The 15,343-nt window shown below is 71.0% G+C and carries 13 protein-coding genes; 3 read left to right on the top strand and 10 right to left on the bottom strand.

Features of this window, described 5'->3' with window-relative positions:
• Positions 1-25 precede the first annotated feature (25 nt).
• The 6 genes from ACFXKZ_RS30430 to ACFXKZ_RS30405 all read right to left on the bottom strand — a co-directional run bounded on the left by ACFXKZ_RS30430 (position 26) and on the right by ACFXKZ_RS30405 (position 10,193).
• Positions 26-4,276, bottom strand: a complete 4,251-nt coding sequence (locus ACFXKZ_RS30430; protein ID WP_380004360.1) for a molybdopterin-dependent oxidoreductase — start codon at positions 4,274-4,276, stop codon at positions 26-28.
• A gap of 366 nt (positions 4,277-4,642) precedes the next feature.
• The gene (locus ACFXKZ_RS30425) at positions 4,643-5,389 is read right to left on the bottom strand and encodes a Clp protease N-terminal domain-containing protein (protein ID WP_380004358.1); all 747 of its coding nucleotides are present in this window, start codon (positions 5,387-5,389) and stop codon (positions 4,643-4,645) included.
• Between the two features lie 67 nt (positions 5,390-5,456).
• Positions 5,457-7,460: an FUSC family protein gene (locus ACFXKZ_RS30420; RefSeq protein WP_380004356.1), complete on the bottom strand. Its 2,004-nt coding sequence runs from the start codon at positions 7,458-7,460 to the stop codon at positions 5,457-5,459.
• Positions 7,461-7,588: 128 nt separating this feature from the next.
• The gene (locus tag ACFXKZ_RS30415) at positions 7,589-8,260 is read right to left on the bottom strand and encodes a class I SAM-dependent DNA methyltransferase (RefSeq protein ID WP_380004353.1); all 672 of its coding nucleotides are present in this window, start codon (positions 8,258-8,260) and stop codon (positions 7,589-7,591) included.
• 177 nt (positions 8,261-8,437) lie between these two features.
• Complete coding sequence (gene xerC / locus ACFXKZ_RS30410) at positions 8,438-9,640, bottom strand: tyrosine recombinase XerC (protein WP_380004351.1); 1,203 nt, start codon at positions 9,638-9,640, stop codon at positions 8,438-8,440.
• A 19-nt stretch (positions 9,641-9,659) separates the two neighbouring features.
• Positions 9,660-10,193, bottom strand: coding sequence for a helix-turn-helix transcriptional regulator (locus tag ACFXKZ_RS30405; protein WP_380004349.1), 534 nt, complete (start codon positions 10,191-10,193; stop codon positions 9,660-9,662).
• A 122-nt stretch (positions 10,194-10,315) separates the two neighbouring features.
• On the opposite strand from ACFXKZ_RS30405, the gene ACFXKZ_RS30400 reads away from it, so the two are divergent.
• The gene (locus tag ACFXKZ_RS30400; protein ID WP_380004347.1) at positions 10,316-10,543 is read left to right on the top strand and encodes a DNA-binding protein; all 228 of its coding nucleotides are present in this window, start codon (positions 10,316-10,318) and stop codon (positions 10,541-10,543) included.
• Positions 10,544-10,988: 445 nt separating this feature from the next.
• On the opposite strand, the gene ACFXKZ_RS30395 is transcribed toward ACFXKZ_RS30400, so the two are convergent.
• From ACFXKZ_RS30395 to ACFXKZ_RS30380, 4 genes are all read right to left on the bottom strand, one after another.
• Complete coding sequence (locus tag ACFXKZ_RS30395; protein ID WP_380004345.1) at positions 10,989-11,306, bottom strand: hypothetical protein; 318 nt, start codon at positions 11,304-11,306, stop codon at positions 10,989-10,991.
• Between the two features lie 41 nt (positions 11,307-11,347).
• On the bottom strand, positions 11,348-11,590 hold the full coding sequence (locus tag ACFXKZ_RS30390) for a hypothetical protein (RefSeq protein WP_380004343.1): 243 nt from the start codon (positions 11,588-11,590) through the stop codon (positions 11,348-11,350).
• A gap of 311 nt (positions 11,591-11,901) precedes the next feature.
• Positions 11,902-12,405 carry a hypothetical protein gene (locus ACFXKZ_RS30385; RefSeq protein ID WP_380004341.1) on the bottom strand — a complete coding sequence of 168 codons (504 nt, stop codon included), beginning with the start codon at positions 12,403-12,405 and terminating at the stop codon, positions 11,902-11,904.
• Between the two features lie 98 nt (positions 12,406-12,503).
• On the bottom strand, positions 12,504-13,721 hold the full coding sequence (locus tag ACFXKZ_RS30380; RefSeq protein WP_380004339.1) for a helix-turn-helix domain-containing protein: 1,218 nt from the start codon (positions 13,719-13,721) through the stop codon (positions 12,504-12,506).
• Between the two features lie 41 nt (positions 13,722-13,762).
• Here ACFXKZ_RS30380 and ACFXKZ_RS30375 point away from each other — a divergent pair, with 41 nt between their 5' ends.
• Entirely contained in the window at positions 13,763-14,509 is a 747-nt protein-coding gene (locus tag ACFXKZ_RS30375) for an HAD family hydrolase (RefSeq protein WP_380004410.1), read from the top strand.
• A gap of 103 nt (positions 14,510-14,612) precedes the next feature.
• Complete coding sequence (locus ACFXKZ_RS30370; protein ID WP_380004337.1) at positions 14,613-15,320, top strand: SpoIIE family protein phosphatase; 708 nt, start codon at positions 14,613-14,615, stop codon at positions 15,318-15,320.
• Positions 15,321-15,343 lie beyond the last annotated feature (23 nt).

Below are 15,343 nucleotides of genomic sequence, written 5' to 3'. Positions count from 1 at the left end.
GCCGCCGGCACGCACTGCTCACTGCTCAGTACACGTCCCGCACATAACGCCGCTCCCCGACCATCTGCCGTACGTACGCGTCCGCTTCGTCCTCGGTCCGCCCTCCGTGGGCGATCACGATCTCGCGCAGCGTGCGGTCGACGTCCTTGGCCATGCGACCCGCGTCGCCGCAGACGTAGACGTGCGCCCCGCGCGACAACCAGTCCCACATGCGCGGACCGTGTTCACGCATGCGGTCCTGGACGTAGATCTTGGCCCGCTGGTCGCGGGAGAACGCCAGGTCGAGCCGATCCAGCAGCCCGACGCGGCGGAACTCGGCGAGTTCGTCCCGGTAGTAGAAGTCGGTGGCCCGCCGCTGCTCGCCGAAGAACAGCCAGTTCGGCCCGGTGTGACCACGCGCCTGCCGGTCGGCCAGAAAACCCGGGAACGGCGCGACGCCCGTACCGGGGCCGATCATCACCGCGGGTGTCGTGGGATCCCTCGGCGGCCGGAAGTGCGGGGAACGGCGCACGAATACCGGCACCGGCCCGTCGGCGCCCAGCGTCGCGAGATGCCCGGAGCACACCCCCTGCCGCTCGACACCTGCCTCGTTGCGGTAGCGCACCACGGACACGGTGATCCGCACCTCGCCGGGGTGCGCCAGCGGGCTGGAGGAGATCGAGTACAGCCGCGGCTCCAGCCGCTTGAGCACGCCGGCCCACTCGACCGGATCCGCGCGCACCCCGAACTCGGCGATCACGTCCACCGCTTGGCGGCCCCAGCTCCACCGCGCGAGTTCGTCCCGGTGGCCGGCCCGGAGCAGCCGCTCCAGGTCCCGGTCGTGGGTGCGCTCCGCAACGAACCGGAGCAGTTCGGGGGTGATCCCGGCGATTTCGAACCGGCTCCGCAGCGCCTCGCCGAGCGCGAGTTCGCCCAGGTCCGGCACGGGGATCGGGGTCGCCGGGTCCAGGCCGGTGGCGGCCAGCCATTCGGCCACCGCCTCCGGGCGGTTGACCGGCCGGACCCCGAGCGCGTCGCCGGGCTCGTAGTGCAGGTCGCCGTGTGGGCCGCCGCGTGTGTCGAAGGTGAACTGCCGTACCTCCTTGGCGGATTCGGGCAGACTGAGCAGTCGATCGCCGATCAGCGGGGCGGGGAAGGGAGCCGCTTTCGAGTAGCCGACGGCGGCCGGCGGCGGCTGTGCTCCGGGCGCCGGGACGGGTTCGCGGGTCGCGGCAACGGCCGTCGGTGTGCCGGTCGTCGCGGTCGTCGTGCGAGCGCCGGGCGTCGGCCCCGGGCCGCCGATCGCGGCCAGTACCCCGTCCAGCCAGCTCGCCGCGGTTCGGTCGTAGTCGGGTTCGCAGTCGGCGCGTGGGGCGATCCGGGTACCGCCGAGTTCGGCCAACCGCTCGTCGAGGCGGCGGCCGTGCCCGCAGAAGTCGGCATAGCCCGAGTCGCCCAGGGCCAGCACGGCGTAGCGCAGCCCGTTCACCTCGGGCCGCCCGGCCCCGGTCAGCGCCGCCCAGAACCCGGCCCCGTTGTCGGGCGCCTCGCCGTCGCCGAAGGTACTGGTGATCAGGAGCACGGGTATGCCGCTGGGCAGCGTGTCCGGACTGTGCTCGGTCATCTCGCGCACGACGGGTCGCCGCCCGGCCGCGGCCAGTCGATCGGCGATCGAGCCGGCCAACTCGGCGGCGTTGCCGGTCTGCGAGGCCCACAGCACCAGCACGTCGCCCTCGTGCGGTGATTCGGCCGCCGGGTCGGCGACCGCGAGGGCTGCGGTCGTGGCGGCGGGCATCTCGACGGTCCGGGAGAACAGGCCCGCCAGGAGTCCGTTGACCCACGGCACCCGGGCCGGGGCGATCGGAGCCCGGTCGGGCAGCACCGGGACGCCGAGCGCCCGCCTCGTCCCGGATCCGGCCGCGCCCGCGAGGAACCCGGCCAGGTAGCGCCGTTCCTCGTCCGTGTACACCGGCGGCGCGAGGTCGCCGAGGCCGAGCAGCGTGGCTGCGGCGCGGATGTCGGGGTCGGTCGGGGCCGACGGCGCTGCGACGGCGGCCGGCTCGGGGTCCGACGCGGGGGTCGAGGGCGCGGGCGGGTCGGCGCGGACCGGACCCGCGACCTTGGTCAACGCCACCGCGCACGCCTTGAATTCGGGCTGGAAGGAGATCGGGTCGACCGCGTCGTTGGTGACCGCGTTGATCCCCAGGAACGCGCCGAACCGGTCGTTCCAGTGGAACGGCACGAAGCAGTTGCCCGGTCGGACCCGGTCGGTGGGCCGGGCGGGCAACACCACGCGCCCGCGTCGGGAGGCCACTTCGACCACGTCGCCCGCCTCGATGCCCAACTCCAGTGCGTCCTCGGGGTGGATCTCCACGAACGGCGCCGGGTCGAGGCGGTTGAGCGTGTCGATCCGCCCGGTCTTGGTCATGGTGTGCCACTGGTGCTGCACGCGGCCGGTGTTGAGCACCATCGGGTAGTCCCGATCGGGTGGTTCGGCGGGCGGCAGATGCGGCCGGGCGAAGAACACCGCCCGCCCGCTCGCGGTCGGGAAGCGCGGCCGGCGGCCCGCGTCGCCCGCGTCGCCCGGCTCCACGGCATCGGCCGGCAGGTATCGGATCGGGTTGCGGTCCGGCCCGTCCGGCGCCGAACTCGGCCACTGCACCGGTCCCTCGCGCAGCCGCTCATGGCTCACCCCGCTCAGGTCGTAGCCGGTCGCCGGGTTCCGGGCCCGCGCGAGTTCGTCGAACACCTCCTCGACACCGGCGTAGTCGAAGGCGTCGGCGAAGCCCATCTCGCGCGCGACCCGGGCGATGATCAGCCAGTCGGGCAGCGCCTCGCCGACCGGGTCGACGGCCTGCCGGGACAGCGTGAGATTACGTTCGGAGTTGACCATGACGCCCTCGGTCTCGGCCCACATCGCGGCCGGCAGCACCACATCGGCGTACACGTTGGTCTCGGTGTCCGCGAACACGTCCTGGGTGACCACGAATTCGGCCGCCCGCAGTCCCGCGATCACCGCGTCCCGGTTGGCCACCGAGGCGACCGGGTTGGTGCAGATAATCCAGCACGCCTTGACGTCACCTGCGGCCATCCGGGCGAACAGGTCCACCGTGCCGCCGCCCGCCTCCGCACGCAGCGTCCCGGCGGGCACCTCCCACAGCCGCTCGACGAACTCCCGGTCCTCGGCCACCAGTACCGAACGCTGCCCGGGCAACCCCGGGCCCATGTAGCCCATTTCCCGGCCGCCCATCGCGTTCGGCTGCCCGGTGAGCGAGAACGGGCCGCTGCCCGGTCGGCAGATCGCGCCGGTGGCGAGATGCAGGTTGATCAGCGCGTTGGTGTTCCAGGTGCCGTGGGTGCTCTGGTTGAGCCCCATCGTCCAGCAGCTGGTCCACTCCCCCGCCGCGCCGATCCACCGCGCGGCCTGCCCGATGTCCTGCTCGGCCAGGCCGGTCAGCTCGGCGACCCGCGCCGGCGGGTAGTCCCGCAGGAACTCCGGCATCTCGTCCCAGCCCTCGGTGCACTCGGCGATGAACGCGGGATCGGTGTCGCCGTTCTCCACGAGCAGGTGCAACAGGCCGTTCAGCAGGGCCGGATCGGTGCCGGGACGGATCTGCAGGAACAGGTCGGCCTTGTCGGCGGTGGCGGTGCGGCGCGGGTCGACCACGATCAGCTTGGCGCCCGCCCGGACCCGGTCCATCATGCGCAGGAACAGGATCGGATGGCAGTCGGCCATGTTGGCGCCGATCACCAGGAAGACGTCGGCGTGGTCGAAGTCCTGGTACGAGCCGGGCGGTCCGTCCGCGCCGAGCGAGAGTTTGTAGCCGCTTCCGGCGCTTGCCATGCACAAGCGCGAGTTCGACTCGATCCGGTTGGTGCCGACGAAGCCCTTGGCCGGCTTGGTGACCAGATACTGGGCCTCCAGGGTGAGTTGGCCGGAGACGTAGAAGGCCAGCGCATCCGGGCCGTGCGCGTCCAGGATCTCGCGCAACCGCCGGGCGGTCGTGGTGATCGCCGCATCCACTGCGGTCGGCGTCGGCGCCGCGTCGCGCTCGGCGCGGACCAGTGCGGTGGTCGACCGGCCCGGGGCGGTGAGCAGTTCGGCGCTGGTGGCGCCCTTCGTACACAGCCGGCCCCGGTTCGTCGGGTGCGCCCGGTCGCCGCGCGCCTTGAGCACGGTGCGCCGGCCGGTCGCGGAGTCGACGGCGATGTCGAGGACCATGCCGCAGCCGACCCCGCAGTACGAGCAGACGGTCCGCACGGTGTCGTCGGCCGCCTTCGGATCCGATCCCGACACGGGCGACACCCCTTTCCCGGTATTCTCCGGAACTTCCGGTACACACCTGTATATGCCGGTACACGCCCGGCAGGGCGCCGCGGGTGCGGTCGCCCCCGTCCGAGCCCCATGTCCGGGACGCTAAGGAGCGGCGGTTTCGCGCACATCACACGCCCCCGCGTCGGGGGTTACGTCGACCGCACAAACGCCCGGTCACCACGGTGAGGCGGGCCGCGTCCGCGGATCGACGCGAGGATGACACCGGAAACGACCGTGCCGGGCGAGTCGGACGCGAACGCCGAAGCGGCGTCGTCCCCGGCGGTGGGCCGGCGACGACGCCGCTCGGGCGGCCGTGGTGTGGACGACACCACCGATCGCGGCGTGGGCTCAGTCCTGCGATCCGTCGGCGGCGCCCGCGATGGCCGCCAGCGCCTCGGCCAGATACGCCTCGACGGCCGCCTTGTCGATGCCCAGGCCGCCGAGGACGCCGTCCGAGTCGCCCTCGAACTCCAGGAGGGCGAGCAGGACATGCTCGGTGCCGACGTAGTTGTGGCCCAGCCGCAACGCCTCGCGCAGGGTGAGTTCCAGGACCTTGCGCGCCGCCGCGTCGTAGGGAACGAGGTCGGGCACCGTCTCGGCGGTCGGCGGCAGTTCGGCGCGAGCCGCCTCCCGGAGCGTGTCCAGCGTGACCCCCTGGGCGACCACGGCCGCGGCGGCGAGCGAAGCGGGGTCGGCGATCAGGCCCAGGATCAGGTGTACCGGCCCGATCTCGACGTTGCCCGCCGCATGCGCCTCGTTCTGCGCCGCCACCACCAGGTTGCGGGCCCGGGCGGTGAACCGGCCGAAGCCCTGCCGCGGATCGAGCTCGGACTCGCCGGCCGTCTTCGGGACGAAGCGCTTCTGCGCCGCCTGCTTGGTGACGCCCATGCTCGCGCCGATGTCCTTCCAGGACGCGCCGGAGCGGCGGGCCTGGTCCACGAAGTGGCCGATGAGGTGGTCGGCCACCTCGCCGAGGTGATCGGACACGATCACCGCGCCGGACAGTTGTTCCAGGATGTCGGAGTGGGTCTGCTTGATGGTTTCGATGAGATCGTCGAGCCGGACCGGGTTGGTCATGCGCGTGGGATTCTCCATGCGTCAACCGTAGGTTGACCATCATGATTGGTCAACCCTTGGTTGACGCTCGTGTCGGCGCCGACTCTCAGGGTTTCCTCGGCTGCTCCGATGCCTCCGACGGCCCGTCCAGCGTCGAGCGCACCGAACGCACCTCCCTCCGCACGTCGGAGAACACGTCCCGCGGCTCCTCCACTGCCGCCGGTACGACCCCCACCGCGCCCGCGCCCTCGGAGCGCATCGACGCCGCCAACGCCCGCAGTTCGGCCGCGATGTGCGCCGCCGCCTCCGGCGAGGGCGGCGGCGCGCCGTGCGCGGTGTGCACCGCCGCGGCCGTACCCGTGTCGATCACCCGCTCCACCGCCACGATCAGCGGCCACCATGCCGCCGCCCGGGCACCCGCCGGCGGCGGTTCGCCGAGCGCGCGCTGGAACTCGGTCCGTACATCGGACAGATCGCGATAGATCCGCCGCCGGGTCCGGGCCCGGGCAGCCTGGTCGGCGTTCTCGTCGAACGCACACTCGATGTAGCGCGCGGTGTCCTCGATCGCGGTGGCCAACCGCGCGCCGACCCGGGTGTGCCAGCTCTCCGGCCACAGCGCATAACCCACGACCAGCACGATCGCGCAGCCGATCAGGCTGTCCACCAGGCGCGGCGCGAGCAACCCGACGCCCTGGTGCCCCAGCAGATCGGACAGGATCAGGATCAGCGGCGTGATCACCGCGGTCTGATAGCCGTAGCCGCGCCGGGAGAGTATCGGCAGCGCCGCCGCGAGCACGAGCACGACCGGCACCTCCCAACCCCCGCGCGGCACGAACTCCAGGATCACGCCCGCCACCACCAGCCCGGCCGCCGTACCCAGCGCGCGCAGCAGGGCCCGGGAGAACACCGAGCCGAAGTCCGGTTTGAGAACGAAGGTGACGGTCAGCGGCACCCAGTACGAGCGCGGTACGTCCACCACGGACACCAGCGCCTGGGCCACCCCGATGCACAACATCAGCCGCAGCCCGTACCGCCACGACTTTGCCGACACCAGCAGAGCACGCGCGCCGGCCGCCACCCGCTCGGGCAGCGCACCCGGACGGCCGACCCGATCGGGTACCCGGTAGGCGCCGGACAACGTCTCCCGGGCATGGGTGATCGCGGCGGCCACCGCACGATCGGCCGGAGCGCAGACGCCCGAACGGTCGGCGGAGCCGACGGGGACCGTGCCGCCGCGCACCGCAGCCGCAATCTCGCGCACGGTGGCCACGTCGACCTCGGCCACGGAGCGCTCCTCGGCGTGCGTCGCGGTGCCCGCCTCGACCAGCGGGCCGACCGCGTTCAGCAGCGCGACCAGCCGCGACATGCCGCGACTGCGGCCCGGTGCCACCGCCCGTCGGCCGAGCAGCAGGTCGTACGCGTGGTTGAGGGTCAGCGTCACCTCGGCCCGGGCCGGCTCCCACTCCTCGGTGCCGGCCGCCGCCAGCAGGTTCGCGGTCGCGTCGTACGCGTCGGCGACCGCGTCCCGTTCGGGGATGCGCGAGCGCGCGGGCCAGGCGAGCAGCGCCATCAGCAGCACCAGCCCGGCCCCGGCCAGGGTCAACATCGGCGCGCGCCACCACGGCGAGGGCATCGGCAGGCCGGCCCCGATCACCGCCATCAGCAGCAGGTTCAGGCCGGACGCCGAGGCCACCGCGCCGATCGTGCTGATCATCCCGGCGACCAGCGCGAGCACGGTGAGCATCGCGACGGCGGACCAGCCGTGTCCGAACTGCGCGCTGCCGAGCGCGAGTCCGATCGCGCCGACGATCTGCGGGACGGCGATGTTGAGGACGCGCAGCCGGTAGGCGTCGGCGGTGTCCCCGAAGACCGCGCCCAGCGCGCCGATGGCCACGAGCGCGCCGGAGGCGGTGTCGTCGACGAGCACGCCCACCGCGAGCGGCGCGCCGATGCCGATCGCGGCACGCACCGCGGCGGCCTTCGGCATCGGGCCCGGGGTGGCACGCAGGGTCAGCGCCAGCCACTCCGGCGGCGCGAGGCGGCCGGGCCGCGCGGCGGCGCCGGCGGACCGCCCGTCGTCGCTCGGGTCCGCACGTTCGGTCATCGTCATCACAGGATCCCGAACGAGGCGAGGCGGACGGACAAGGCGCGCGGAGCCGGATGAGTGCGGCATTCCGCTGCGGGGTCAACGGTACCGACCGGCCGCCGCCGGCCGGCCGGCGCCCCGGCCACGACCGCTCAGCCCGCGGCGGACTTGCGCGCGTGTACGAAGAGTTGTTCCTCCGGCCCGGCGGCGGGGTGGTGGGGATGGAACACGCTGACCCGCTGGTGCAGGATCTCCAGCCCGGCGGCACGCAGGCGCACGAGCAGTTCCTCCCGCGCGTGGCTGGTCACCCGGGCCCGGTGGCCCAGCCAGTCGATCTCCACGCCGTCCGCCTCGGCCGGCACCGTCGCGAACGCGAGCAGCCCGCCGGGCACGAGCCGGGCGCCCAGGCGTTCGAGTTGGTGGTCCAGGTCGGCGCGCGGCAGTTGCAGGAACGGGAAGAACGCGCAGACCGCGTCCCAGGCCGCGTCGTCGTCGGCCAGGTCGCGGGCGTCCACCTGTTCGAAGACGGCGCCCGGGACCCGGGCCCGGGCCAGTTCGACCATGGTCGCCGAGACGTCGATCCCGGTCACCCGGTGGCCGGCCGCGGTCAGCCGCTCGGCGGTCGGCCGGCCCGTACCGGATCCGATGTCCAGCACCTTCGAGCCGGGCGGGAGTTCGGCGATCAGCCAGTCCAGTGCGGCCAGTTGTTCGGGCAGATCGGCGAACGCGCTCTCGTAGCCCGCCCCGATGGCGTCGAACAACGCGGCGGCGGGAGAGCGTGCGCCGTGTGCCGACGGGGAGGGCGAAACGGGATCGGGGGCCATGGGGACGGCGTCCTTTCCTCCGTGGGAAGGGCGGGAAGAGCGGGGGAGGCTCGTGCTGAGGGTGTGAATATGCTTCCCATGCAGGTCAAAGCCCTGCTTCACATCAGCAGTGCAGGGCCTCTCGATCGTCGCAGGGTCGCTCCGTCTCACAATCTCTCACATCCTTCCCGTTCCTTCTCAGCTGAGAAGTTCGGTCAGCTTGTCGGAACCGGCCTTCAGGCTCAGCGGATCCGAGTGCACATACGTCCGCTTCGTGAACCCGAGGTCGGTGTGGCCTGCCCATGCAGAGACCACGGTGTCCGGGACACCGTTGTTGGCCATCCAGGACAGGATCGCGTGCCGGGCGAGGTACAACTGCACCCTGCGGACTCCGGCCAGGTCCATGAGTTTGTAGGCTTCGCGCCGGAGCTTGGTGGTGTTCAGAGGGCTACCCATTTCGTCGACCACCACGTACCCGCTGACCGTGTAAGCGTCGCCCGCAGCGAGCTTTTCTGCGGCCTGGATCGCGCGAAACGACTTCAAACCTTGTGTAACCGGCCGAGGAAGCGGCAGCTTGCGATTGCCCGCCTCGGTCTTCGGCTCCTTCTCCACGACTTTGTTGCGTGCGCCTTTGGGGAGCCCGCGGTCGTACACCACAGTGCGGGTGTTGCCGACCCTGATGGTCTCCGCCTCGAGGTCGACGTCCTCTCGCCAGCGAACCCCACACACCTCGGCGGGCCGCTCCGCGATGAGGGTCAGCACCATGGCGCCATACAGCCTGTGGCCCTTGATTGCCTTGATGAACGTCCTCACCTCTGTCTCATCCCACGGTCGTCCGTCGCGCTGGTAGCCAGCAGCCTTCTTTCGATCCTCGCGCGTGATAACCACGTCTTCGGCAACGTTCGACACGACCCAACGGCGGCGTTTCGCGAACTTCAGAGCCGTCCGTAGCCGTCTGAGTGACAGCTGGACCGTGGCAACGCTCAGGCCCGTGCCGGGCTTTCCCGCGCGTCGTCGTCCGCTGCTGATCATCCAGTCAACGAAGTCCTCGACGTCCCCCTCCGTCAGCTTCTGCACCTCGAGCCGACCGAGACGGGTTCGAAGCGGCAGGATCGTGCTCTCGTAGTTCGAGCGAGTCGACTCCTCGACGTCACGCGTGGCGGACTTGTACCAGGCGTCGAGAAGTTCGTTCACGGTCATCTTGTTGGGGGCCACGTAGGTGCCCTTGGCCTGCTCGCTGATGATGCGGGCCCGTTCGTTCTTCGCTTCCGTGAGCGTGTCCGTGGTAATGGTGAGCTGCCTGCGTCCGCCGTCGTCCTTCCTGGCGACGTCGATGACGAACCGGTAGCGGGTCTTGCCGTTCTTCAGCTTGATCTTCTTGATGGTTGGATCGGTCGCCACTGTGCTCCAGTCCCGAGCTTCAGGATTCCGGGCCGGCCGCCCCGCCGTCGGGGCGGGCGGCGTGGTCTTGCGCGGGCGAATCCGAATCGGGGTCCGCGGTCTCGGCGGCGGCCGATACGTCCGCCTCCAGGCCCGCGACGGCGGCATGGACCGCGTCCAGTTGCGCCTTGAGCCGGACGACGGTGGTCGCCAGTTCCCGAACGCCCTCCCGGGCCGTGGGCGGGGCGGGCGTTCGGGTGTCCCCGTGGCGCAGGACACGATCGCGATACTCCTCGACCGCGACGTACACGCCGTCCCCCAGTTCGATCCCCGGCCCCTGCGGCCGTTCGGCCGGCAGGAGCAGTTCGGGGATCGTCGAATCCAGCACGCGCGACAGCGCGAGGAGGTCGGATGCGGTGAACGCTCGGCGCCCCTTCTCGGCGGCCGACACGGCCTGGCGACTCCAGGGGTGCCCCAGGTGGCTCGCGACGTCCCGACCGAGGTCGGCCTGGGAGAGGCCACGCGCCTCGCGAAGGCGTCGCGCGTTGCGGCCGATGACTTGCTCGATCTTCACAGTCCACCCTCTCGCGATGTCAGCCACAGCATGACATGGGAGGCATGGATTGACAATCCGACCGATCATCACGGAGGGTTGTGGACCGGCCGTAATCCCGCGCACCTTCAGGAGCCGCCGCCATGCAAGACACCGTGATCCCGGCCTCGAAGAAACCACCCACCCTCGCGGAGGTGCGCGAATGGCCGGCCACCGTGGCGGTGAGCCAGGGCGCGCGAGCCCTCGGGATCTCCGGCTCGCTCGCCTACGAACTCATCCGGAAGGGCGAATTCCCGGTGCGCATCCTGACGCTGGGGTCCTCGCAACGGGTGGTCACGGCCTCGCTGATCGCCCTCCTGGAGGAGGCGTAGGGCGCACGCGGGAACGGATACGCCCGACCGCAACTGCCTGTGCGGTCGGGCGGATAAGCGCCGAGGGTGTCCCAATAACGGCGGCACGCTGTGGGAGCACCCTCGACGCGCTCATGAGGCACCGGCGCGTCCCTCGACGTGGATCGACACCGGGCGATTGATCATCCGTTCTACCGCGCGGGCGGCGAATTGAGGAGAGTAGCAAGCATGTTCGATTGTTTTGGTGGAATCATGTCCTGATTTGGGAGGCTTTGATTTCGACATTTCGAAAACGAAGTCGACGTGGACGCCGCAGCGACTCCGTCGGCACACCCGAAGGGCTTGCCGGCAACCAACGGGATACAACGCGAGTACGAGGCAGAACCGGAATGCCGTCTTCCATTCCTAGCCTGTCGACACGTGCGCCCGGAAGATCGTTCGACCAATCGACTACGTTGAGTAACGCTTAGCGCAGGGTCCCACCGTCGCGCAGGTGTAGGGGCAGCCAGTCGGGGACGAGAGTGGCGTGGCGGCCGATCGCCGAGTGTCGGGCTCCGACGACCTTGTCGTTCGCGGCGACCTCGGCCCGCAGGATGTCGGTGCGCTGGTTCTGATCGATCCGAGCCAGGAGGATCGCGATCAGTGCCGGTACCAACTCGGCCGGGAGTTCGAACGTCTCGAACTTGTAGGCGTCGTCCGGGCCCTGCCCGGGCCACTCGTAGCGGGCGACGACCAGGTCGTTGCCGTACTCGAAATCGACCAGTGTCCAGTCGCGTTGGGGCATGACGTCTCCGCAGTGAGATCGGCGTGGTGGGGTCGCAGTGATCAGTTCGGGTCGCGGTCGAGAATCAGGTGGACGTAGCGCGGGGAGAACCCCGTGGCGCCGGCGATGACGTCGACCGGTATGCGGTCGCGGGCGGCGTTGGCGACGGCGATCCGCACCTCGGCAGCGGCTGCGCGGCAGCGGTCGCGAGGTGTGTGCACGGCCGATGCCGGGTCCGGGCAGGTCGCGTGCAGGTGCCGGTGGACGGCTACGGCTGCGGTGAGGCGCACGAACGTCTCGGTCACGATGGCTCCGGCGGTAGTTCGAGGGTCTGCGGTGCTGCGTGTGGTACCCCGCTCGGCCGCCGACGGGGTGGCGACGACCGAGCGGGAGTCGGTGCCCGGCCGTCGATTCAGCGACGACCGGGCGGCCCGGCGATGCCTGTCAACCCCTCGCCGGGCCGGGCCAACCGCAGAACGGATGATGCGGTCGGCCCGCTGGGGGCCGGCCCGGCGGCGCGGTGGGGGTCGCGGGCCGGGCCGGAGGCCGCGTGCGGTCCCGAGCCGCAGCGGCATGAGGACGGCTCGTCAGCCGCCCGGACAGGTGGGGCGAGTGGTTAACCGTTTCCGGGCACGGCGCTGGCAGCGAGCGTGTGCACGGCGACTCCGATGGCCGCGCACAGGTGCGCGCCGTCCGTGAGCCGCACCGTGCTACCGACCATCTGGGGGTGTTCGACCCACCAGGCCACGGGCTCCCATGGGGGCGGCGGTGGGCTCGGGGTCGGCAGCCACAGGTAGGTTCCTGTGGACAGATACCGCGCCTGGGCAATGGCCGCGAGGCCGGAATCGGCGGTGAGTTCCCTCCATCGATCGCCGCCGTGTGGTGCGATCAGGAACGAGAGTCTGCCCAATTCGGTGCCGACGACGGGGCCGAGGTCGCCTGCGGCTTTGAGGAGTGAGCACGCTTCCTGACCGAGGTCGGCAGCGACGACCACGACGTCGAACAGAGGGCCGACGGAAACGACCCGAACGGCAGGCCCGTGCAACTGGCTTGCGATCCCGCCCATGCCGGGTGAGGTGCCGACCTGGGCGAACCACTCGGTGACCTGCTCGTCTTCCACCTTCGGCTCCCTTTGATCGACTGCCGACATCGGCACGATAGGAGCGTTCGACGGGGGCTACCCGAGCTGTGGGCTCGGGTAGTCCCGTAGTTCGGTGGTCAGTTGGCGAGCATGCCCATGCGCGCCGCCAGTGCGGCGACCTCGCGTGAGTAGGAGGGCCGTGCCCGTTGTCGCAGTCCTCGCACCAGCTCCCGGACCAACAGGCTGTTGTGGACGTCCTCGGGTGCCACCCGCTCGGCCTCTTTCAGGTGCAGGAGCACCGCCGGGTCCTCGCGTCGCTGTTCGTAGCAGCGGGTCAGTTCGAGTAGGTGCGTTGCTTGCCGTTCGACGGAGGGCATCGCATAGGGGTCCACGCCGTTGGCGATCCGCAAAGCGTCTCCGGTTTCACCCGCCTCCATCGCAATGGAGACCTGATGCAGGAGAACGTTCGTCGGCCCGAACACGGTCCACTGGACGTTGCCCTCGCCCGAGACTCCAGCCGCAGGATCGGCGTGCCTTCGCAGAACCGCCCGGGCGTCCGACCAGCGGCGGCGGCGAGCGAGTGCTACGGCGACGACCAGGTGCAGGGATCCGTACAGCGCGGCCAGGTCGGGCGCCGATTGCCAGTCGCCCAGCTCGGATGCAGCCTTCCGGGCCACGAGTTCGGCTCCCTCGGGCTCGCCGTCCGCGAGCAGCACATGCCCGAGGTTCCAATCGGACGCCGCGATGCGGAGTGGGTCGTCGGCTTCCTGTGCCGAGCGGCGGGCGCGATCCGCAGCGAGCAGTGACAGGTCCATGCGGCCGGTCCTCTTGCAGTAGGTGCGCAGCAGGGCGTAGAGGTCGGCGGCGATCCGGTGGGCATCGCGGCGTTGTTGCGTCTCGCCCGGGGTTCTCCAGGACCGCAGTGCGTGGTCGGTGTTTGCGATCAGCGGTGGCAGGAGGACTCCGGTGTCGGAGAACCGGGTCGGCGACGACTGGTACGTGCGCCACGCAGCCTCGACACGGTCCCTCAAGACCGGCAGGTCGGCCTGCGGCTCGTCCGGGCCAGGGCCGAGGCCCATCAGCGCCCGCTCCACCGCGTCGAGGCCGGCTCGAACCCGATCCTCCTGAGCACGCTCCGGTTCTCCGAGCAGAGCCGACGTCGGCACCCCCAACTCCCGCGCCAGAGCGTGGAGTACGGCGATCGTCGGCGTCTTGAGGCCGCGCTCGATCTGCGACAGGTAGTCCTCGGCGATGCCGACGAGACCCGCGACCGCAGCCTGGGTCCTGCCCCGCCTGGTGCGGTAGAAGCGGACGCGTTCCCCGATGGGGATGTCCGCCGGGGGGTTGGGGCTCATTGCGGTCCTCGTCTCGCGCAATCGGCAATTGGCCCCACGGTATGCGGGCAGACCATGAAACGCTGGCCCGACCGCCCAATACACACCGGAGAGTGACCATGGCACGCCACCGCCTCGTCCTGTGGGACATCGACCACACCCTGATCGACACCGGAGGCGTCGGCCGCGAGGTGTTCGCCGAGGCGTTCCGCCAAGTCACCGGCGTGACCATGCGCGAGCAGGCGAGTGTGCACGGACGCACCGAGCAGGTGATCTTCGGCGACACCGCCCGGCTCCACGGCCTCGACCCGGATGCCTTCGTTTTCGGCGATTTCGCCGACGCTCTGGCCGAGGGCTATCTTGCCCGTGCGGCCGAGATGCGCGAGCGTGGGCACGCGCTGCCCGGCGCGGCGTCGATTCTCGCCGCCCTGGAGATGGAGGATGGTGTCGTCCAGACCGTGGTGAGCGGCAACCCGCGTTCCGTCAGCCGCATCAAGCTGGAGGTGTTCGGGCTGGACGAACGCATCGACTTCGATCTCGGCGCCTATGGCGACGACCACACCGAGCGGCCCGAACTGGTGCGTGCCGCCCGCCAGCTCGCCGAGTCGCACTATGGGACAGCGTTCGACGAGAGAAATACCTTGATCATCGGGGACACCCCCGCCGACGTCGACGCAGGTCGCCAAGGAGGTGCCAAGGTCATCGCAGTCGCCACCGGAGCCAGCGACAAGGCCGCGCTTTCGCACGCGGACCACGTGCTCGAAAATCTCTCGGACACGGCCAGGATCGTCGAACTCGTGTGCAAGTAGTGCCCGGCGCACCGCCCGGCGCGTGCTCCACCCGAGTGCGCCAGCCGCAACCACCTTCCGCGTGTCGGCTCCGCTGGTCCCCGGCCACCGGCATCCTGGAACCGTGACCACGCCCACCGACACCACCATCGCCATCGCCACCCGCGAGGGCACCGACCTCGCGCTCGCCGACGCCGCCGCCACCTACACATCCACGACCACCGGCCGCACCGCCGTCACCGTGGTCGACGGCATGGGCCACGACCCGGACATCGTGCGCCTTTCGCCGATGCTCGCGGAGACGGCCGCCCGCGTCGGCGCGGTGCGCGGCGGCCTCGCCGGGCTGCTGTCGGCCGGACTGCTGCTCCACGACCCCGGCCCTGACGCGGTCGCCGTCCTTGCCGTCACCCACGTGGGCGGCGGGGCCGAGATCGTCTGGGTCGGCGACAGCCGCGCGTACCACTGGGAAAACGGCACGCTCACCCTGCTGACGACCGACCACAATCTGGCGGCCTACCTATCCAGCGCGGCCCGGGAGGCGGGTGACGTGCCCGTCGCGGCCCTCGCCGACTATGTGGGCATCTCGCTGGGCATCGCGGTCCCGGCCACGGTTCCGTATGTCTCGGTGCCGGCTGGCGGCCTGCTGATCCTCACTTCCGACGGCGTCCACGACCAGGTGGCGTCCGACGTGGTCGAGGCCCTGGTGCGCAAGCACGAAGCAGACCCGCAGGCCCTGGCCGAGGCTCTCGTTGCTGCGGCCGAGCCGGACGCCGACGGCTACCGAGATGACGCCACCGCGGTGGTGGTACTCCTGCCCGGCAAGCCGGGCTGAGATCCGCAGGGCGCGCCCGGTCG

Origin of the sequence: Embleya sp. NPDC059237 (genome assembly GCF_042754105.1) — a bacterium.
GTDB lineage: Bacteria > Actinomycetota > Actinomycetes > Streptomycetales > Streptomycetaceae > Embleya.
Note: the sequence above shows the minus strand (reverse complement) of the source record. Positions and strands in the feature narration are given on the sequence as shown.

Coding starts and splice junctions, on each gene's coding strand:
- ACFXKZ_RS30425 (WP_380004358.1), bottom strand. CDS start 5,389: ATGGAGAATCCCACGCGCATGACCAACCCGGTCCGGCTCGACGATCTC.
- ACFXKZ_RS30420 (WP_380004356.1), bottom strand. CDS start 7,460: ATGACGATGACCGAACGTGCGGACCCGAGCGACGACGGGCGGTCCGCC.
- ACFXKZ_RS30415 (WP_380004353.1), bottom strand. CDS start 8,260: ATGGCCCCCGATCCCGTTTCGCCCTCCCCGTCGGCACACGGCGCACGC.
- ACFXKZ_RS30400 (WP_380004347.1), top strand. CDS start 10,316: ATGCAAGACACCGTGATCCCGGCCTCGAAGAAACCACCCACCCTCGCG.
- ACFXKZ_RS30395 (WP_380004345.1), bottom strand. CDS start 11,306: ATGCCCCAACGCGACTGGACACTGGTCGATTTCGAGTACGGCAACGAC.
- ACFXKZ_RS30380 (WP_380004339.1), bottom strand. CDS start 13,721: ATGAGCCCCAACCCCCCGGCGGACATCCCCATCGGGGAACGCGTCCGC.
- ACFXKZ_RS30375 (WP_380004410.1), top strand. CDS start 13,763: ATGCGGGCAGACCATGAAACGCTGGCCCGACCGCCCAATACACACCGG.